Here is a 21,791-nt window from a genome sequence, read left to right as displayed (position 1 = left end):
TCATATGACGGGGCGTTGCCTGGCCTTTTCTGATTCTTTCATATGTTGCATAAAGATCAGAAAGGTCCATCTCCTCCACGAATGCGCTTACCAGGCGTACCGGATCGTCATCTGCTACTGATAGGTCTATGTCGAGCGGAAGTTTTATTTGATGATTTAAGGAAGAAAGGCTATAATTTCCTTGTAAGATTTTATTTAGTAGCATAAATATATTTTACAGCAAAAACCAGGCTTTTCGAAGCTTGGTTTTTGTGTTTTGGGCATAAAAAGGGAGCTGAGCACTAATTACTTAGTGCGACAGCCCCTTCATTATTATTGTATTGCATTTTTTCCTTTCAGTTGGTATTTTTTCAGCGAATGCTGACCATTGTCATAGAAGATGGCAGGTTGTGCTACGAAAAGCACAAAATTCATAATGTCATCAAAATCTTAAGATTTACGTACGAAAATCCTTAAGATTTTCTTAACCACAGAACTTATACAATATAGCGTATAGCTATATTTTGTGGTAATGTTTAATTGTAACGGTAAAAAACATACCATATATTGGGGAATTGGGGGAATAAAATGAAGAGAAAGGCTTTGAAAAAGTGGGGAATGAAATTGGGCATTGTTTCCATGGCAATGTTAACTTTGGCTACGATGCCAATTTATGCTAATGCAGAGGAAGACCCCAATTTTGAAGAAGTAGAGTATAAGCTGGATAATAATGCGCTTTATGATCAATATATTGACCATCTTATGAGCTTGCAAGATGGAATTGCAATAGAAGAATATAATTGTGAAGATTCAGATACTGGATATTATGCAGCAAAAAGTGCACTTACAAAATATGGAAAAACAGTTTATGAGATATTGAAATCCCAAATCATACAGGTTGCCAATGGTGAGAGGGAATCAGCGAAATTTTCAATTCCCTACAGTAGTATATATGGAGCAGATGATACATTTACGTTTTCTGCGTCAGAAATTGGTATGACTCAAATCACTGACTCTAATAAAGATGATGCGTTGATCAAAGTTAGAGATTATATACACAATACAGCAAAAGAACCTGGATTTGGAAAAGTATATGATGCAATAGTTGCAGATGTTCCATATTATCTATATTGGTCATCCGGATCTACTAGTTTGAACTATCCACAAGTACAGGAGGTAAGTCATACCGATGACTCCATTACAGTAAAGCCACGTGAAGGAGGAAGCTATGAATTAAATATAGTTGTATCTGATACATATGCCAAAAGTGACTTTGAAGTAGATATCAATAAGACATCAGTTGCCAAAAATGCTCTTGCTAACGCAAGTGACATAGTAAACCAGGCCAAATCACTGACTGATTCAGAAAAACTCACATATTATAAGAATTCAATTTGTAATTTGGTTGACTATGCTTTTGGAACATGGATAAATAGCGACCACAGGCAGATAATTTATGTTTTTGACAATGATAGTTCAACGAAAGTTGTCTGTGAAGGTTATGCCAAGGCATTTAAATATCTATGCGACCTGACAGAATTTTCTTCATCTGAAGTGGAATGTCGTTTGGCCGCCGGATATCTTGATGTAGATAATGAAGCCCCTGAACGCCACATGTGGAATGTAGTTCAACTTAAGAATAATGAAAATTATCTGGTTGATGTGACCAATTGCGATGATGGAATGTTCGGCGCTCCTGATATTCTTTTCATGAAAGGCGAAAGTGGGAAAGTGTATCAGACAGTGAATGACCAGGAATTGTGGGGATATAAGATAAATCATCCTTCATATACAGTATGCTATTACTATGATGATTCTAACTACAATAATATGAGAAGCGAGAGCGAGCTTACATTAATTAAAGAGCAAAATTCAGATGATCAGGAGCAGGAGACAGGCGGAGATGCTAAGGCTTTTGTAAAACGACTATACCGTGTTGCATTGGGACGTGATGCGGAGGAGCAAGGTTTAAATGATTGGACCAGGCAGCTTACTAGTGGAGAGAAAAATGCAGTAGATATAGTTCAAGGAGTTCTTTGCTCCCAGGAATATGGAAGTAAAGGAAAATCCAATGGTGAAATAGTAAATGATTGTTATCAGTCAATGCTTGGGAGAGCTGCAGATGAAGGCGGATATGCTGACTGGACATCAAGGCTTGATTCAGGAATGTCAGTAAATGCTATCTTTGCAGGATTCGTAGGAAGTGAAGAATTTGGAAAGCTTTGTGCTTCATATGGAATTAAACCGGGAAATTATACACTTACAGAAGCGAGAGATATGAACGCCGGAGTTACAAAATTTGTAAGTCGCTTATATACAAAAGCACTTGGAAGAGAGTATGATGTAGCAGGTCTAAATGACTGGTGCGGAAAAATAAATGCCAATCCATCAAGAGAAAATATTCTCAATATTTCAACAAACGGATTCTTCCATTCACAGGAGTTTACAAATAAAAACCTTAATAACACAGAATTTGTAAAGGTTCTGTATCGCACATTCCTCGGAAGAGAGTATGATGATGCAGGACTTGCAAACTGGGTAGGACAGCTTGATAGAGGTGAATATACCCGTGATGGAGTTATAAGCGGATTTGCAAACTCACAGGAATTTAGCAATATCATGGCTCAGTACGGATTATAAAATTATGACTTATTAAATGAAATTACAGAAACCCGCACTTGCTGCGGGTTTCGTGAGAAGGTGATACAAGGGTCAACCATGCCTCATCGACGTAGTCGATTCAATTTGGCATGGTTGATATATTCTTGAACTTTATGTTCAAGAATATATGTTTATTTGTAAGAAAAAATTCAAATTATAAAAGTTGGCTATTCTCATACAAATGACGCTTGATGCATTCAGTAGTGCATCAAGCGTTTTTACTATAAAAAATTTTTTGTGAAATAGATATACAGCATAGATACTAACTATATTTTGTAGTATTGTTTTAGTATAATGTTTGTTTACATACCATATATTGGAGGAGTGGGATGTGTATGGAAAGCAGTATGTTGAGAAAATGGGGAAGAGAGTATGATGATGCAGGACTTGAAGACTGGGTAGGTCAGCTTGATAGAGGAGAAAAGACCCGCGATGGAGTCATCAGTGGTTTTGCAAAATCGGCTGAGTTTAGTAATATCATGGCTCAGTCTGGTCTTTAAGAAAGAAAAAGCAATACAAGATATAGTGGATGAATTACCTGGATTCAGTATTATTTGTGCTTTTTTATGATAGAATTATTATCAGGAGAATATAAAAAAAGATTAGTGGGGTAAATGAATATGGTAAAAAAAATATTTTGCAAAAAAAGGTTTGTAAAAGGGATTGTCATGATGTCCATATCAGTTGCGGCTTCTTTTGTTACGCCAAATGGAACTTGTGTTGCAAGCGCAGCAGAAAATGTCAGTGTTTTGGACTTTGGGGCAGTACCTGGGGATGCTACTGATGATACAGCAGCATTTAATTCTGCAATAGAGTCTTTTGATGGTTCTACAGGAACTGTTACTGTTCCTTCCGGAACATTTAACATCAATCCCAATGTAGGAATACGTCTAAAAAGTAACATTACTCTTTCTATGGATGCAAGCACTGTTTTGGAAGTAAATGGAACATCTTCAAGTGAGTATGGAGTAATAATAGTTCGTAATGCGCAGGACGTTGTTATTAATGGTGGAACCATAAATGGTGAGCGCGCAAGGCATAATGGAGATAATGGTGAAGGTGGTCACGGAGTTAAAGTAATAGATAGTAATTATGTAACTATATCAAATATGAATATAAATTCAAACTGGGGAGATGGTATCTATTTAGGAACTGCCAGCGATAGTGACGAAATTTACGGAAGTAATGGAATCACTATTAATAGTTGTAAAATTACTGATAATCGTAGAAGCAACATTTCCATAGTTGATGCTAATGATGTGACAATTAGCGGGTGCTACCTGGCAAATGCATATGGAACAGCACCACAATGTGGTATCAATATAGAGCCTAATGGAAAAGATGGAAAGGTGCCTGATGACAGAGTATGTAAAAGAATAAAGATACTAGATACAACAGTAGATGTCCATGATGGAATTATGGATGATTATTATGGTCAATACTTTGGTTTCAGCACCCATTATTATCCAAGTGATAAATCAGTATATACAGCATATGACCTTCAGATAAGTGGTTGTACATTTAACGGAGATTGTGGTAACTATTCGGCAAAAAAGTGCGTGATTTCAAATACAAACATTAAGGGGACTTTCTACGACCGCTATGAAACTACACTAAATAATGTAAGCTGTGGTGATATATGGCAGGATAGCAATCCCTACGCTTCTGATGGCGTTGCTCCGCAGGAGGATCCAATTCATCAATGGATTGATGAGGAAAAGGTAGAGGCATTTGTAACAAGACTATATGAAGTTGCGCTTGGACGTGAACCTGAAGATACAGGACTTGAAGATTGGACTAACAGACTTTCAAGTGGACAGGCACAGGCAGTAAATATTGTTCAGGGAATTTTAGGCTCTGATGAATACAGTAATAAAAATAAGTCAAACGAAGATATAGTAAATGACTGCTATAATGCAATGCTTGGAAGAAGTGCAGATCCGGAAGGTTTTAGTAACTGGACATCAAATCTTGAAGCGGGAATGACAATGGAAGCTATATTTGCTGGTTTTGTGGGAAGTCAGGAATTTGATAGCCTGTGTAAGAGCTATGGTATAAAGCCAGGTACATATGTAGTAAATGAAGCACGTGACAAGAACGCCGGTGTTACTAAATTTGTAAATCGTTTATATACACAGGCTCTGGGAAGACCATATGATGTTGGAGGTTTAAATGACTGGTGCAGTCAGATAAATGCAAATCTTTCAAGAGACAACATCATGAATGTTTCAACAAATGGCTTTTTCCATTCACAGGAGTTCAACAACAAGAATTTAAATAATGAAGAATATGTTAAAGTTCTTTATCGTACTTTCTTAGGAAGAGAGTATGATGCTCCGGGACTTGCTGATTGGGTTGGACAGCTTGACAGTGGTGAAAAAGACCGTGATGGTGTAATGAGAGGTTTTGCTTATTCACCAGAGTTTGGTGAAATCATGGCACAGTATGGGCTTTAATGAGATTTAATAATTTATAAATTGTGGGCGAAATAAGAAAAAATTGTTAAAAGATGAGTTTCATTTGGCAAGTGCAAAGTTGGGAGAGAAAACGGGTGATGAAAATAAAAAAGTTGTGGTTAGGAATATTAACATTTGGCCTTGCCATTTTTATATCAATGACGCCAGATATAGTTGCAGTTGCTGAAGAAGCTCAGACTTTAGAAAATGCTTTGGACGAAGACGAACAGTCTGTTACAGAAGAAGATTTGGATGGAGACGAACAGCCTGCTACAGAGGAAGATTTGGATGGAGACGAACAGCCTGCTACAGAGGAAGATGCCGACGAGGTAACGGCTGAAGAGACGGATACGGAAAATCAGTATGGGGGATTACCCTGTTCCCAGCATCTACATGTCATAATCAATCAGATATATGGTACAGGTAATAAAGATGCAAGAGTATCTCATTCATTCATAGAGTTGTACAATCCAACCGATGCGGCTGTCAACATGTCTGGTTGGAGCATTTACTACATGTCGTCATCAGATGGTAATGCAAATGAGTGGGAGAAATTGGTTCTCACAGGTATTATAGATGCTCACTGCTCATATTTGATAAGGTGCGCCGCAATAGATGACACTTCAAGCGTAAAATACAACATCGATAGCTATGATCAGACTTGGGAGCAACATCTTTTTAATAAGGGCTTATGCGTAGTCCTATGCTCAGGCAGTGATGATATAAGCGCGGATGTTGAAACCATAGACGGAATGCCTGTCATTGATACGTATGTTGATATGCTTGCTGTTGCAGGAGGAGATAAAGCCAAGAACCAACCGGCATATTTTGAATCGGCATACAAGTCTGGCCAATCCAAGAACAAATCCATCAGAAGAGTTGCTTTTTCTGATACAGACAGCAACGATGCAGATACGGAAATATGTGACTACAGTGCAGACGATTGCCAGGACTTTCGGCCGAGATCAGGACAAGATGGAGCATGGTATGCTGCAACTATTAACTTTAATAAGGTATCCGGTTTTTATAGTGATCCTTTTGATCTGACATTGGAAAATACATCTGGCGTAGGCAGGATCTACTACACACTTGATTGTAGTACCCCTGATCCTGCAAAAGGTAATGGCATTTGGTATGAGGGGGCAATCCGGATTACTGATGCTACCGGCAATCCAAATATCTATTCCATGAGAACGGATACTTCATTGGCCTATGAAAATGGCTTCCCGGAAACTCCAAAGGGCGGAGTGCCTAAAGTTCCTGATTATAACATTGACAAATCGACTGTTTTAAGGGCTGCAGTGTTCTCTGATAGTGGAGAGCAAATATCCGACATATATACAAACTCATACTTTGTTGGCATGCTTGGCAGGGCGTCGCTGACAAACCAGTACACAGTATCAATAACCTGTGAGCCGGATGACTTGTTTGGATATGATGATGGAATATATGTGCTGGGAGCTACAAATGGTGAGGACGGAGTGACTGCAGATGACTGGAGATACAGCCAGGCAAATTATACAAATAAGGGAATAGAGTGGGAAAAAAGGGGGCTGATATGTATATATGATGAAAGTGGCTCTCCACTTCTGTCTCAGGTGTGTGGCGTAAGAATAAAAGGATCTTCTTCAAGGGCTTATAGCCAAAAGAGCTTTAATCTATATTCCAGAGATGAGTATGATGGCAACAAGCGCTTCAAATATGATCTTTTTAATACCGGTAAAGGCCCCAAGAGAATGACATTATTTTCAGGTGCACATGATATTGCCTGTAAGTTTAATGACTATTTAGTTTCTGAGGTATGCTGCGCTGAAGAAAATTTTGATGTTTTTAACATGATCCCGTGCGCTCTTTTTTTAAATGGAGAATACTGGGGAATGTATTTTCTTACTGACAAGTATGATGATAAATACATCGAGGATAAGTATGGTGTCAAAGATGATAATGTGGTGATGGTAAAAAATGGAAGTATTGAAGAAGGTGATTCTGAGGATATAACCCTTTGGAATCAGATGAGAGCTTTTATTGAAAATAATGACATGGAGGATGAGGAGAATTATAAAAAGGCATGTGAACTGATCGATATTGATAGCTTTATTCGCTACTATGCTACAGAGATATACATTTCGAATCGCGACTGGCCTGATAATAATACTTCGGCATGGAGAGTCAGGGAAACAAGCGATAAAGCATATGAGGATGGAAAATGGCGCTGGATGCTGTTTGATGTCAATTGTGCGACTATGGAGAGGGCTTCATTTGACAGCATAAAATGGACCAAAGACAGGGATCCGCTATTTGCCGGTCTGATGCGAAATCAACATTTTAGAACAAAATTTTCTGAGACTATTTTGCAGATTGAAAGAGATTATTTTTCATCTAATGAGATAGATCAGATTATTGATAAGTTTCAGGCGGATTACACCAACGGTCTGAAAGAGTCTTACAAAAGATTCTATGGTGCAGAGAGTTTTGAAGAAGAATATGAAAGTACTATAAACGAGAGAAGAGATTTTTTTAACAGACGTGCTGATGCAATAAATAAATATTTACAACAGCATATGGATAACGCTTTTTTAATCTATTCTGATCCGGTACAGGCCTTTGTGGCACGCATGTATTATTATGTGTTGCAGAGACAGCCTGAAGAAGAGGGGCTTAATGATTGGACGCAACAATTAAAAAAACATGAGATAGATGGTGCTGATTTTTCAGCTGGTGTTTTCATGAGTCAGGAGTATATTGCTCAGGATGACACAGACGAGGAATTTATTGAGAAACTCTATAGTACTATTCTTGATAGAGAGCCTGACGATTCGGGTATGGATTATTGGAAACGTATGTTGAGACGGGGATATAGCAGAGCGTATGTTCTTCGAGGCTTTGCCAATTCGGATGAATTTTCTGCGGTGTGTAGCGTATATGATATAGAGAGAGGTTCATTAGAGCTGACAGAAGATGACTATGAGCTGGAAGAAGCAGGCCAGCAGATTGATGAAGAAAAAGTTCGCAATTATGTAACAAGGCTCTATGCAAAAATCCTTGGGAGGACACCTGATGAAACAGGATTTGAATACTGGATTGACAGGATAATAACTCGAATGGAGAGTGCGGCATCTGTTGCTAAGAAGGGTTTTTTTGAGTCGCAGGAGTATGTCGAGAAGAATAAGTCTGATGGGGAATTTGTGGAGGACTGCTACAGGAGCCTCCTTGATAGAGAACCTGAAGACGAAGGATATGATTACTGGGTTAATAAGTTAAGCAGTGGCAAGATGACCAGGGCAGAGGTCATTCAGCAAGGCTTTGGTTGCTCGCGTGAATTTGAGGCGCTTATGAGGGAATATGGTTTTCTGAGTGACTGAGTGACAATGAGGGAATTTAGAAGTAAAAGTTGTGGAAAAAGGAGTGTTATTTGGGGATGAAAGTGGAAAGCATCAGGAAGAATGGTTTTATTTTACTGGCTATTGTTGTAAGTATGTTTATTTTTTTAGGAATTTGTACAACAGCTAGAGCAAGTGAACAAGTAGGGGAATTAGCGGAAAGTGATAAGGGAGTCAGTACATCTTGTAATATCCAAGCACCATCATTTTCTTTACCGACGATAGATGGAGAGACAATTACTGAGTCAACCTATGCTTCAAAAACACAGCTTCTTGTTTTTTATCGCGGTGATGGGAGCTGTGGAAATTCAAATAGTATTTTCTCAAGTATCGCTTCAAGTTATTGGATTTCAAATAAAAATATACAGGTGATTGCCATTGAAGCAGATGGGGCATCAAAAGAAACAGTTACTTCATTTAAAAATTCTAAAGCTCCAAATGATAATAATATAGTGTGGGCATATAATGGATATCGATACATGTGGAATTACATTCCGGGTGGACGATTGACCTACGCTGTATGCGCAATTGTTAAAGATGGAATGGAAGTGGAGTATTGGGACAAATGCGATGATGCAGAGACATGTGCGGAATACCTTCGCAAATATGTGGATATTGGGCCTGATTCAAGTTTGGGCACGGTCTTAGTATCCGGAACATATTGTGGAAGCATGGCCAGATCAATGTTCAACAGTGTTAATGGTTTCAGAACAAAATCAAATGTCTGGCAGTGGAATTCAGATAATAGTACAAAAACATATTTCAATACTTCCGGGACAACATCGCTACAGCCTCTTCAATATGATTATGACCTGGAAAAAGCAGCAATGGAAAGGGCAAAAGAACTTGCAGTTATGTATTCTCATACTAGGCCTAACGGGAGGAGCAAAGGGTCTATAACACGTAGGAATGGAGGAGAGAATATTGCATATGGCTATAGAACAGCTGATTCAGTTTTAGAAGCTTGGATAGAAGAAGATGACCCTTATGAATATCAGGGTCATAGAAGGAATATGCTAGATTCCAGACATACAACAATAGGTATTGGATGTTTTTATACAAACGGGACATATTACTGGGTTCAGGAATTTGGTAATGTAAATGGCGGACCAACTTCCACAAGTGTGAACGATAATAAGGTGGTAGAAACAGTAGAATACTCATCCAATATGGTTGATATTTCAAAGTGTTACATGACGTTGTCTTTTGATGGGAATGGTGGAGCGAGTGCATTAAATTTCGATACTTATTATTATGGAAAACCACTCGAGGAGCTTTTTTATTCTACACGTAAAGGGTATAAACTGGATGGCTGGTACACCGATCCGGTTGGCGGAACTAAAATTGTAGAAAGCACGGTAGTTGATCTCATTGGAGATATGACAGTATATGCTCATTGGGTACCCAAGCCTACAGCAGTGGTAACAAAAGCACCGGTAGCCAATAATCTTACGTACAACAGAGGTTTTCAACAGCTTGTAACTGCTGGTGAAGCTAGTGGTGGAACACTGAAATATGCTTCTGGATGGGATTCTACAACAGAGCCATCTGAATATTATTATTCTGAAAATATACCAACAGAATGTTATGCCGGTACATACTATGTCTGGTACAAAGTGTTTGGTAATGATGATTACGAAGATTCTGATGCAGTATGTATAGCAGTAAATATTCAGGAACCGGTTGATCCTGTAGTAGGCTTTGTAACCCGAATGTATCAAGTAGCATTAGGGCGTGAACCTGATGAAGATGGACTGAATAATTGGGTTAATCAGTTAAGGAGCGGAGCAAAAAATGGTGCGGATATAGCACAGGGATTCTACTTAAGTCCTGAAATGATAAACAAGGGGCTTAGCAATGATGACTATGTAGAGTTAGCCTATACGGGAATAATGGGACGTGGTTCTGATGAAGGTGGAAAAAGAGATTGGGTAGAAGCTCTTCAGTGCGGAGTAACCTACAATGCAATAGTAAAAGGCTTCGTAGGATCTCAGGAATTTATATCACTTTGTGAAAGTTACGAAATTTATCCGGGCGAGGTTCAAGTCACAGAAAATCGCGATAAGAATGTAGGAATCACGAAATTTGTCTCCAGATTATACACTGAAGTACTAGGCAGAGGATTTGACGAAGCTGGTCTAAATGATTGGACAGGACAGATAAATGCAAATCCAAGTAAGGAGAATATTCTAAATATCTCTACCAACGGATTTTTACATTCACAGGAGTTTGCAAATCGCGGTTTGTCCAATGAAGACTACGTGCGCGTCATGTACAACACATATTTAGGAAGACAGCCTGATGAAGCAGGATTCAACGACTGGGTATCACAGCTAAATAACGGACGCAGCCGCGATGATATAGCTTCAGGTTTTGCTAACTCTCAGGAATTTGCAAACATTTTGGCGCAGTATGGATTGTAAGACAGAAAACGCTTGGTGAAGTATTACTACACCAAGCGTACTTTTTATTTTGAGATGAAAACATATAGTAATAAAAAAATAATTCTGTTGTATAATTTGTAAAGAATAAAAAATAAAGGAATTAGTTCAATGTCAAAAATAATAGAAAAATTTAAATTTCAGGCGAATTCACATAATTCCGGCGGGATGGCCAATAAGTTAAGAAAAAAAAGAATGATGATATTTGAGGGCTTTATCGAACAGTATTTTTCAGAAGAGTTAAAGAACAATAAACAGATCAAGGTATTGGATATAGGTGGAGATATTACGTTTTGGCAGTCTATGGGATGTAAATATTTTGATCAGATGGATATAACTCTTCTTAATATCGATGCTAATCCATTCCCTAATTTACCGGTAAATGTCAAAGCCGTTGTTGGTAATGCACTTGATATGCAGGATATTAGTGACAAAGAATACGATATATGTTTTTCGAACAGTTGCATAGAGCATGTTGGAAAGGAAAAAGAATGGGCAATGATGGCAAAGGAAATGAAGAGGGCTGGAAAACATTACTTCCTTCAGACTCCTAACAGGTATTTTCCGATTGAGCCGCATTTTCTTGTTCCGTTTTTTCAATTTTTTCCATTAAAATTAAAGGCAAGTATGATTAATAAGCATCAACTTGGATTTTGGCCGCAGGGGAAAGATTGGGAGGACAGCCTAAAAATTGCTGATGAGATAAAATTGTTAAGTTATAGAAATCTTCGTACACTTTTTCCTGAAGCAGAGATAAAGAGAGAAATGCTTGGGGGCTTGACTAAGTCTTATATGGTATACAAATAAACAAATTTATTTATATATATGTATCAGAAAATGAGATCTTTGACAATTGGTGTAGTTTATGCTACACCAATTGTCAGTTTAGGTGGAAAATAAATATAATCCTGAACTGTAGTAATGAGTTTTATAAAGGAGATGAGCAGAAATTTTGATTAAAAATTTAAAAAAAGATTCAACATACTTATATATCATTATATTCTTGGTATTTGAGTTGGCTATTTTTCTAATTCATTTGCCTATGCAAATTGTGTCAGATGATGAGGTTAATATAGCTCGTGGAGTTTTTTTTAACAATGTTTTTTCATATATTGTTGAGAGATTCCAATGGAATGGAAAGTTCATGACAGACGGAATGGCTTTTATATTGTACTGCTTTCCTTTTTATGTATTTAAGATATTTGACTCTTTTATATATGGAATTATGCTTTATATTATTTGGAATCTTTTTACGGATCGGTCAATAAGGATGCTCATAACATCAGCTATGGGAATAACTCTTTTTCCTATCATTTCTTATTTGGGCTCTGCTGGATATATTGCAACTACAACAAATTATATATATCCAATTATTCTATTGCTTATTGGTGCAACTCCATTAATTAAGAAAATGAGGAATCAACAAGGTAACATAATATGTTATCCATTATCAATAATAGGACTGATATATACCGCTAATCAGGATCAAACAGCAGTAGTTGCTATTGGTGGTTTCTTATTGGTTTCAATTGAATACTTATATTTGTGGAACCGAGATAAGGATATTGCTTATAAAAAGATATTTAATGTTAGTGCTATATATTTGTGTGTTTCTATCATAATTTATGTACTTATGCTCATTGTTCCTGGACATATAAGAAGAGTACATAGCACAGTAGAGATGGAATATTGGCTTCCTCAATATGCTGATTGGAGTATAGGATATAAATTATATCGTGGTATAGCGACGACTTTTGCAAATTTATTCTTTTTACAACCAATCCTGTTTATTGTTTTTGCTGTATTGCTGCTTATAATCGTATACTTGAAAAATAGAAAAATGACGATAATTCCTTTGGCAATGTTGAGTTTGTTAATTTTAAGTAGAGCTACAAATTTAAGTTATTTCATTACTTATTATGATTACTCTTGTAACATGCCGGATTTACTCCCGTTTAAAGATGCACCGGTTTCATTGCTTATGAGTTTACTCATATTTTTATTACTATTCTTTTCTGTTCTGGCAATAAAAAAGACTAACGAAAAAACATGTTATAACCTGATAATTTTGAATATTCTTGGATTTGGATCTCGTTTTATGATGGGATTTTCTGCAACAATATACGCGTCATCTTTTAGGACATTTACATTTCAAGTGTTTAGTTTCTTACTATGTAGTATATTGCTTATAAATATTGTTTATGAAAGTATTACAAAAAAGGGAGAAGAATAAAAAATAGTTATGAGAAGAAAAATTTTTGTTTCATTCGTTATGGCATTTGCCATCAGTATAATATCCTTGCTTTGTTTTAGCACAACTGTTAGAGCCGCTGATCAGGATATTGAAGGTTTTGTTACAAGAATGTACAGGGTGGTTCTTGGAAGAGAAGCGGAAGAAGCCGGGCTTCAGGATTGGTCTGAAAGGCTTCGAAGTGGAAATAGCTGCGCAGCAGATATTGTGTTAGGATTCTTTTTTTCTCCTGAATATGAAGCTAAGGCGAAGAGTAATGGAGAAATAATAACTGATTTTTACTCTGCAATGCTTGACAGAACACCTGATAGTGATGGATACAATGACTGGGTAAAACATCTTGATGTTGGGATGACAAAAACATCAATTGCTTATGGATTTGTTGGAAGTCAGGAGTTTGGGAACCTTTGTGCAAGTTATGGTATTAATCCTGGTACAGTAACTCTTACTAGCAAAAGAGATATCAATTATGAAAGGACATATTTTGTCTATAGACTTTATCAAAATTGTCTTGGCAGAGCGCCGGAAGAAGCAGGACTTGAGAGCTGGTGCGACAATCTTGATAATGGTGGAACAGGTTCAAACATCGCGTATGGATTTATTTTTTCTGAAGAATACAGAAATAAGAATGCAACAGATGCAGAGTATGTTGATATGCTTTACAGGACAATGCTTGGTCGTGAGGCAGATGAGAGCGGCCGTGCTTCATGGATAAGTCAGCTAGAAGAAGGCTATTCTCGAGAGCATATTTTAAATGGCTTTCTTTTTAGCCAGGAATTCGGGGCTCAATGTGAAAGAGCAGGTATAAATATTGGTGAATCAATTGAGGAACCTGCAAAAAATGGGACAGATAAAAATGAATTTGAATATAAAGGATACCTATATGCTAATGGTATAGCCACTTGGTATTACTATGTAGTCAAAAATAATGGAAGCTCAACAGTAACATTAAATGGTGAAGCTGTTGCGACAGATGTATCAGGTTCTCAGGTTGGAACAAGCACAGCTTCGATTGACGTGTTAGGACCAGGTGAAACAAGCTTGATGGAGTTTTATTTTTCAGATTCAGCGGAAGTTGATAAGGTTGATGTTTCTGTTTCATCAAGTACTGATGTACAATATCAGCCGATAATTTCTAATTTGGCTGTTAAGGCAAGTCAGAACCCGAATAACCTGACTCTTGCAATTACCAATAATAGCAGCGTGAACGCACAAAATGTAATGTCTTATGCACTATTTATGGATAGTGACGGGAAAGTAGTTGATTATTCATTCTGTAGTTACGAGGATTGTAATGAACAATTTAGGCCAGGGGCAACACTTGCAGAGCAGATGACATCCACACAGCCTTTTGATCATGTTGAATACTTCTTGACTGGAAGGTCCGATGGAACTACTTCGGATAGCTCTCCAAAAGTAAATGCAGATAGTTTTAATGTTAAAGAGTATTGGTACGAACCGGATGATTACACAGAGTGTTATCTATTGGTTAAAAATAACAGTTCTAAGACTGTAGGAATAAACATCAATGTTACTGCTTATGATGCATCAGGCAAGATGATCGGCGCGGGAGATGCTATTGTTGATATTATTGGTTCTGGAGAAGAGACCATGACCCAGGTATTCTTTGATACTGTAACAGGTATCGATCACTTGGGATATACAATGAGTTTTAAAACACAGTATTCACCTGTTTTAAACAAGTTATCTATAACAGAGAAACAGACCAGTGAAGGTGTTGAAGTTTCTGTAACAAATAACACAACGAAAAATGTAAAGTTTTTACAAGCCTATGCGTTATTCTTCGATTCAAATGATAATCTTATTTATGAAAACAGTACTTATTTTATTGATGAAGACGGACAATTTAAGGCGGGAGACACTTTGACACAGGAAATTGCGTCTCTAAAAGAATTTACATCAGTAAAATGTTTCTACGCTATAAGAAAGTAACAACGTAGATAGTATGACTTATTAAATGAAATTACAGAAACCCGCACTTGCTGCGGGTTTCGTGAGAAGGTGATACAAGGGTCAACCATGCCTCATCGACGTAGTCGATTCAATTTGGCATGGTTGATATATTCTTGAACTTTATGTTCAAGAATATATAAGAGCTTGATGTGTGGTTTATTTACAGCACATCAAGCTCGATTTTTATTTATTCTGTTTTTGAATGTTTTTCGGTAGTTGTTTAGGAAGTGTCACAACAAATCTTATTATCTTATCACCATCTCTTAGGGCTTCAATTGAGCCACCGTGAGAAGTGGCAATTGCTCTGGCAACAGAAAGACCGATGCCGTAGCCGCCGGTTTCACGTGCTCTGGAGGAGTCAGCTCTGTAGAAACGATCAAATAGCCTGTCCAAGTTACCACTAGGTATGGCGTCACAGGTATTTGATACTTCGAAGGTAATGTATTTGGAGCCTTTGTTAAGAAGTACATGGATGCTTCCACTTTCGGAAGAGTACTTCATAGCATTGTCTAAAAGAAGCGACGCAAGCTGGTTTATCGCATTTTTATCGCCTGTGATATGGATCCCGTCTTCAATATCCATCTGGTATTTTTTACCTTTTGAAGTCGCTAGAGCTTCGAAAGAAACAGCCGTGTCTTTTATGGTCTTACTCATGTCAAAGTCAGAGAAGACAACATGCATTCTTTCCTCGTCCATTCGGGACAAAGTTAAAAGGTTCTTAACAAGGCCGTTCATTCTGGCAACCTGATTCTTTATGCTTGTTGTCCACTCACTTTTACCAGATTCGATTTCAAGAACATCTACATTGGCAGATATTACAGCAAGAGGAGTTTTTAGTTCGTGTCCTGCATCGGTGATGAATCTTTTTTGTTTTTCAAGAGATTCGACAACAGGTGCAACAGCCTGACTTGAAAAGATATAAACTAAAATAAACATTGCTATAAGAGCACAAAGTCCAACGAGAACCGATTGAAGCAGAAGCGTAAGGGCGTTCAGAATAGCAGCGCTCTGATCGGCAAATATTATAAGCTTTGAGCCATCATTCTTGGTTGAAACAATGTATCTGTAGGTGTGGTAGTACCCACGCTGTTTACCTTCATTTGCTACATTAATGGCATATTCAGAGGCGATTTCCTCGCTGACAGCAGCAATATGTCCAAAATTAACTTCAGTTATATTGCCAGAAGAATCAAGCTTTACCCAGAAATATCTGGTTTGATAGGGCATCTCTGCATCACGATTATTGTTCAGCCTGTCAAATTGAAATGGATTATTAGGATCTCCTGGATGTGGTGCTGTGATATCATTTGATGCCTCGCTTGCAGCCACATCGGTAGTGGATCCATCGCTTGTTGCATCACCTGCAGGTATATCAGGACTAACAAGGGTATCCGGATTATTGGGATCAAAGATCATATTTTTTCTGAGATTCGGGAAGTATCCATCGTTATCAGCCAACATAGTCAGTAGATTATCGGCCTCAGAAACAATATGTCTGACATTTATGATGTTAATTACACCGATCATGATGACCAGGATCAAAAGTAGTGAAAGCATAGCTGTAACTACAAATTTTTTTCTTAGTTTTTTTACCATGAATATCATACCTGCCTGTTATTAAAAATCAGTTTGTTTCGTTGATGGAATAACCAACACCACGTGAGGCCTTAATCTCACAGGTGGCTCCAAGTGCCGTCAGCTTTTTCCTGAGATTTGAAATATATACCCAGACTACGTTTATATCGGCGTCTCCGTCGGCCCAGATCCTGTCCATAAAAGTATCTATGGAGATGATCCTTCCGGGATTTGTCATGAGCATTTCCATCATCTGAAATTCTCTGCTGGCAAGATGAATTTTTTCATGATCAGGAGTAATGAGCTCATAGCCTGCGCGGTCCAGAGTGAGGTTTCCACAGGTAAGATTTGTGGGAGCAAAGTCGGTTTTTCTTCTGAGCATGGCTCTTACTCTTGCAAGTAATTCTCCCATGTCAAAAGGCTTGGGAAGATAGTCATCGGCTCCAAGATCCAGTCCTTTGATACGATCATCAACCTCAGTCTTTGCTGTAAGAAAAAGAACCGGAGTAGAATTTCCTTTCTCACGTAGACTTTTTAATACTTCCATTCCATCGAGCCCCGGCATCATGATATCTAGGATAATGCCGTCGTACTCGCCGCTAAGAGCGTATTCTAGCGCATCTTTTCCGTTATAAACCGCATCAACAGTGTAGTTGCTGTGCTTTAGTATTGCTACTAGCGCGTTAGTCAGTTCTTTTTCATCATCTGCTAATAATAGTCTCATAAAATACCTCTTAATATAGTAGAAATGTTTCATTAATTTTATCACAAGAACTTTTGCACAAATCACAAAGATATGTATAAATTATGAACATTTTAGATTTTTTTTAGACATCATGAGTACATATTTTTTTATTACAATAGTTACATAATATTCGGGGGAAAGCTACATGAAGGAAAGAAAATCTATAATACCAGTTCCGGTTTTATTCATTATCTTAATCTGTATTCTGCTTAATTTTGTCGCATGGAAAAGTGTGGCTTTTTCTGATTTTTATGTCCAAAATATTTTTCCGGCAATTACTTTATTATATGGAAGACTGACAAGTGCATTTCCGTTTTCTATAGGCGAGATAATGCTTGTGTTTATTGTCCTTTTTGTTTTGTTCTCAGTACTCTTTGTTTTGGCGCATTCTGTTTTCCTTATTTATGGCAATACCGTTGCCTCCTTTGGTAAAAGATATTTCAAAGCACAGAAGGTTTTTGGCTTGATTTCTGGTGCGCTATATAGGATTTCTACTGTATTAATGGCTATTATTTGTACAGTTATGACGCTTAACTGTTTTATTCTTTATCATACATCTAAGATTCAGCTCTTTTCCGGAGCGGACTCCACAGAATGTGACATACAACAGTTGGCAGAACTAAGAGACTACGTTGTAAAAAAATGTAATGAACTTGCAAAAGAAGTTCCTCATGATGAGTACGGAAATGTTATTTATGAAGGTGATATGAAAAAGACAGCCATTTTGGCTATGTCAAATATCTCTGATAGATTTCCGCGTTTGGGCGGATATTATGTGACACCTAAGGCACTGCACTTTTCGGACTTTATGAGTCAGCAGTATATGCAGGGATATTACTTTCCATTTTCTATGGAAGCAAATTATAACGACATAATGTCTATAATGAACAAACCTTTTACCATGTGCCATGAACTTGCTCATACTCATGGGTACATATATGAGGATGAGGCCAATTTCCTTGGATTCCTTGCCTGCATCAGTTCTGATGATCCGGTATTTCAATACAGCGGTTATCTTGGAGTTTTAAACTATATAAACAATGATTTTTATAAGGCTGTGAGCAAGGAAGAGTACAATTCCCATGTGAAAATTTCAGACAGAGTAAAATATGATAACCAGTTTATGACAGATGAAGCGTGGGTTAAGGTTGAAGAGAAGGCTGTAGTAAAAACAGAAACCGTAAAGAAAGCAGCGGAAACATTTATTGATACCAATTTAAAAGTAAACGGGGTATCTTCAGGCAAATGTAGCTATTCGCACGTGGTTGCACTAATCATGGATTACTATTACAATTTCCCAGAGGGGGTTTGATAAAAAATCCTCTAAAGGGAGAATCATAATGAAGAAAAAGATTGGAATAATTGGAACAATCATAATTATGTCAGCAGCTCTTTTAGCGGGCTGTGGACCTACGGATGAAAAGGTTATGGAGCTTGAGACAGCACTTGGGCTCATGATGGAGGCAAAAGAGAGTGCTGAGGAAACATATCTTGATATAACCGATTCATCTATGGAAGAGGTGCTTAAAGAGCTCGATGAAAAGGCCCAAAAATACGAGGATATCGATCATAAGAAATATAATGATACAAAGATTGATACGGCTATAGAAGAGATAAATGGGATAACAGCGCAGTATCAGAGTTTAAAGAGCGGTTTTGAGAGTGTTCTTCAAAAGGAAACCGAAGAAAAGAAAGAAGCTGAAAAGCACAGAGACGTTCAGTGCTACCTTATTAATAAAACAGGAATGAATCTTGTGAGCGTTGTATTGCATGATAAAACAACGGACACTTATTCTGAAAATCTATTAGGCGATAATGTAACACTTAATTCAGGTTACACACTTATGGGCGTTGTGCTTGATCTTACAAAAGCCAGTACTGAATATGAGTTTGTAGTTACAAATGATAACAATACAGATTTTTCACTGCCTTGCGATGATCTGGCAAGTTTGAAAATCAATGAGACTTCTGTCACACTCAAATATGATTCTGAGAAAAAAACAGGATCGGCATCATTGTTTATAAGCGATTCCGGTAATGCAACTTCAGGTGATACAGAAACCGAAAATGAAACTTCATCTAAAGCTTCGAGTACCTCATCTGAAGGCTAAATGTAATGATTTTTGTGGAAAATGCACAATATCTTAAGAAAATCTTAAGATATTATGCACAGTTATGTCCGTGACAATATTCTTTTTGGAGTATATAATCTTTTTTTGTACTGAAGCAATTGCACACTATTATGTATAGCAATTGTTGCTATGCAGACTAGAATAATTAGTACGAAGAGGAGAATGAATATTATGAAGAAGAATATCGTTACATTACTTTCAGTTTTAACACTTTCAGCAGCAGTTCTTGCAGGTTGCGGTGAGGCAGCTACAACAGAGACAGCAGTAGAAGAGACATCAGTTGAGGCTGTTGAAGAAGTATCAGTAGAAGAAGCTGTAGAAGCTGTTTCTGAAGATGCTTCAGTTGAAGCTTCATCAGAAGACGCAGCAGCAGACGCTTCATCTGTAGAAGAAGCTGCTACAGAAGCTACTTCAGAAGATGCAGCAACAGACGCTTCATCTGTAGAAGAAGCTGCTACAGAAGCAACATCAGCTAACAACTAATTCAATTAGATTTTTTTAATAATCAATTGCTTTAGCCAGTACATAAAAAAAGCCCTTTCAATCAGTTGATTGAAAGGCTTTTTTATTACTTTTTTTTCTGGCATTCATTACATATTCCCAATATTTCAAGCTGATGTCCTGTTATTTCAAATCCGTTAAGGGAACTCTCAACAAATTTTGAAATATCATGTAAAGGACAAGTCTTTATAGGAATCTTTCTATGGCAGACAGTGCATATAGCGTAGTGCTTGTGACTGCTCTTTTTTAGCTCATAAACTGCCTCTGCTTCTGTGGACAAAACCGTTTTTGTTACAATTCCAGCTTTTTCAAAGGCCAGAAGATTTCTATAAACTGTAGAAAATGCATATTTTTCCTTTGGATCACCTGAATTTAGCTGATCATAAATTTCAGCAGCTGACATAGGTTCTTCACTACAAAATAAGAGAATGAATATATCTTTTCTCTGGTGAGTCTTTTTAAAGCCATCAGGCCAGTTTCTTTCTATGATTGAATCATAGCTTTCAGCATGTATCTTACAACTCATAACTGCTCCATTAAAGTGTTATTCCAAGAACATCAATTAAAAGACCGCATATAGTTCCAATTGCAAATAGCAAAAGTGCGATATTTATGTTTTCTTTTTTCTCCGGGTTAACTCTAAATAAAACTAAAAGTCCAATTCCGGCTCCAACTAAGAGGCCAGACATCATTGTTCCGAGTGTGATCATCTGATCAAGATAAAGTTCAGTAATTATAACTGAGGCTGCACAGTTTGGAATTAGACCTATGATTCCGGCTAGGATATGACTGATAATAGGGCTTGTCTTAAGAAGCATAGAAAGCTTATCTTCGCCAATCAGCTCAATTACGAAATTGAGGGCAAGTGTCAAAATAAGTACAAATATGAAAATGTGGATAGTGTGGACAAATGCAGATTTCACAATTCCCCATAGACCGGCTGATTCTTCATTATCGCAATGGCAGTGTTCTTTTTCGCAGAGCTCATCAATTCTTACAGGATCATCAGCTCTTTTGTTGTGGCTTCGATGATAATAATGAACAACGGCGTCAATTATGAAACCTGCAATTATTCCTATAACAGCCTTAAGGGCAAGAACAGGGATCATAGTGTTTAGCGGAACCTGATTTGATATAAATAAAGGAATCATCTCATCTGAAGTTGAGAGATAGATAGCTATCAGAGTTCCCAAAGTTATTACTCTGCCGGCATAGAGATTCGAAGCAGCAGCTGAAAATCCGCACTGCGGGAAAACACCAATAAGTCCGCCCCACAATGGTCCGAAATGCTCAGTTTTTTGAACTATATCAGAAGTGAATTCCTCGGTCTTGTGCTCTAAAAACTCCATTACCAGATAAGTGATAAAAAGAAATGGCAATATTTTAACCGAATCAATTACGGCATCAGCTACAACGTCAATGATTAAATCCATAAAGACCTCCTGCTCTGTTAAATGCAAATGCAAATCATTAGCATTTAGAAAAATGCCAAAAAAATATCAGTAAAGCGGGTGATGGGAATCGAACCCACGTATCTAGCTTGGAAGGCTAGTGTTCTACCATTGAACTACACCCGCATGGTGCTGACAAGTATGTATTTTACTTAAGTTTATGTGGTATGTCAAGAGGTTTTATGATAAACTTTAGATGTTTGTCGATTGACAGACAATTTTGGCGGTGTTATCATGATTCCTAC

At 37.5% G+C, this 21,791-nt stretch carries 15 protein-coding genes, 1 tRNA gene and 1 pseudogene; 11 read left to right on the top strand and 6 right to left on the bottom strand.

Annotation, left to right across the window (positions count from 1 at the left end; all coding sequences use genetic code 11):
* Positions 1–205, bottom strand: a pseudogene (locus BM146_RS13990) (IS5/IS1182 family transposase); the annotation flags it as partial.
* 362 nt (positions 206–567) lie between these two features.
* Here BM146_RS13990 and BM146_RS13985 point away from each other — a divergent pair.
* From BM146_RS13985 to BM146_RS13950, 8 genes are all read left to right on the top strand, one after another.
* Entirely contained in the window at positions 568–2,619 is a 2,052-nt protein-coding gene (locus tag BM146_RS13985) for a DUF4214 domain-containing protein (protein ID WP_074890343.1), read from the top strand.
* 356 nt (positions 2,620–2,975) lie between these two features.
* Entirely contained in the window at positions 2,976–3,140 is a 165-nt protein-coding gene (locus BM146_RS13980) for a DUF4214 domain-containing protein (protein ID WP_177201676.1), read from the top strand.
* 120 nt (positions 3,141–3,260) lie between these two features.
* Positions 3,261–5,096, top strand: coding sequence for a DUF4214 domain-containing protein (locus BM146_RS13975; protein WP_177201675.1), 1,836 nt, complete (start codon positions 3,261–3,263; stop codon positions 5,094–5,096).
* A gap of 98 nt (positions 5,097–5,194) precedes the next feature.
* On the top strand, positions 5,195–8,458 hold the full coding sequence (locus BM146_RS13970; protein WP_074890338.1) for a DUF4214 domain-containing protein: 3,264 nt from the start codon (positions 5,195–5,197) through the stop codon (positions 8,456–8,458).
* 56 nt (positions 8,459–8,514) lie between these two features.
* Positions 8,515–10,899 (top strand): DUF4214 domain-containing protein, encoded by a 2,385-nt coding sequence (locus tag BM146_RS13965; RefSeq protein ID WP_074890335.1) that lies wholly within the window; start codon positions 8,515–8,517, stop codon positions 10,897–10,899.
* Positions 10,900–11,028: 129 nt separating this feature from the next.
* Positions 11,029–11,724, top strand: coding sequence for a class I SAM-dependent methyltransferase (locus BM146_RS13960; protein ID WP_074890333.1), 696 nt, complete (start codon positions 11,029–11,031; stop codon positions 11,722–11,724).
* Between the two features lie 145 nt (positions 11,725–11,869).
* On the top strand, positions 11,870–13,150 hold the full coding sequence (locus BM146_RS13955) for a DUF6056 family protein (protein ID WP_074890331.1): 1,281 nt from the start codon (positions 11,870–11,872) through the stop codon (positions 13,148–13,150).
* Positions 13,151–13,159: 9 nt separating this feature from the next.
* Complete coding sequence (locus tag BM146_RS13950; RefSeq protein ID WP_074890329.1) at positions 13,160–15,121, top strand: DUF4214 domain-containing protein; 1,962 nt, start codon at positions 13,160–13,162, stop codon at positions 15,119–15,121.
* 204 nt (positions 15,122–15,325) lie between these two features.
* Here BM146_RS13950 and BM146_RS13945 read toward each other — a convergent pair whose 3' ends face one another.
* Together BM146_RS13945 and BM146_RS13940 are read right to left on the bottom strand one after the other, a co-directional pair.
* Entirely contained in the window at positions 15,326–16,738 is a 1,413-nt protein-coding gene (locus BM146_RS13945) for a sensor histidine kinase (RefSeq protein ID WP_074890327.1), read from the bottom strand.
* 28 nt (positions 16,739–16,766) lie between these two features.
* On the bottom strand, positions 16,767–17,441 hold the full coding sequence (locus tag BM146_RS13940; RefSeq protein WP_074890324.1) for a response regulator transcription factor: 675 nt from the start codon (positions 17,439–17,441) through the stop codon (positions 16,767–16,769).
* Positions 17,442–17,607: 166 nt separating this feature from the next.
* On the opposite strand from BM146_RS13940, the gene BM146_RS13935 reads away from it, so the two are divergent.
* From BM146_RS13935 to BM146_RS13925, 3 genes are all read left to right on the top strand, one after another.
* Complete coding sequence (locus BM146_RS13935) at positions 17,608–18,774, top strand: DUF3810 domain-containing protein (RefSeq protein WP_074890322.1); 1,167 nt, start codon at positions 17,608–17,610, stop codon at positions 18,772–18,774.
* A 28-nt stretch (positions 18,775–18,802) separates the two neighbouring features.
* Positions 18,803–19,573 carry a hypothetical protein gene (locus tag BM146_RS13930; protein WP_074890320.1) on the top strand — a complete coding sequence of 257 codons (771 nt, stop codon included), beginning with the start codon at positions 18,803–18,805 and terminating at the stop codon, positions 19,571–19,573.
* A 192-nt stretch (positions 19,574–19,765) separates the two neighbouring features.
* Positions 19,766–20,077, top strand: coding sequence for a hypothetical protein (locus BM146_RS13925; protein WP_074890318.1), 312 nt, complete (start codon positions 19,766–19,768; stop codon positions 20,075–20,077).
* A gap of 85 nt (positions 20,078–20,162) precedes the next feature.
* Here BM146_RS13925 and BM146_RS13920 read toward each other — a convergent pair whose 3' ends face one another.
* From BM146_RS13920 to BM146_RS13910, 3 genes are all read right to left on the bottom strand, one after another.
* Positions 20,163–20,621 carry a Fur family transcriptional regulator gene (locus BM146_RS13920; RefSeq protein WP_074890316.1) on the bottom strand — a complete coding sequence of 153 codons (459 nt, stop codon included), beginning with the start codon at positions 20,619–20,621 and terminating at the stop codon, positions 20,163–20,165.
* A gap of 10 nt (positions 20,622–20,631) precedes the next feature.
* Positions 20,632–21,528 (bottom strand): putative manganese transporter, encoded by an 897-nt coding sequence (locus BM146_RS13915; RefSeq protein WP_074890314.1) that lies wholly within the window; start codon positions 21,526–21,528, stop codon positions 20,632–20,634.
* A 73-nt stretch (positions 21,529–21,601) separates the two neighbouring features.
* Positions 21,602–21,672, bottom strand: a tRNA-Gly gene (locus BM146_RS13910).
* Positions 21,673–21,791 lie beyond the last annotated feature (119 nt).

The sequence above is a fragment of the Butyrivibrio proteoclasticus genome, assembly GCF_900115735.1.
In the GTDB taxonomy this organism is placed as follows: domain Bacteria; phylum Bacillota; class Clostridia; order Lachnospirales; family Lachnospiraceae; genus Butyrivibrio; species Butyrivibrio proteoclasticus_B.
Note: the sequence above shows the minus strand (reverse complement) of the source record. Positions and strands in the feature narration are given on the sequence as shown.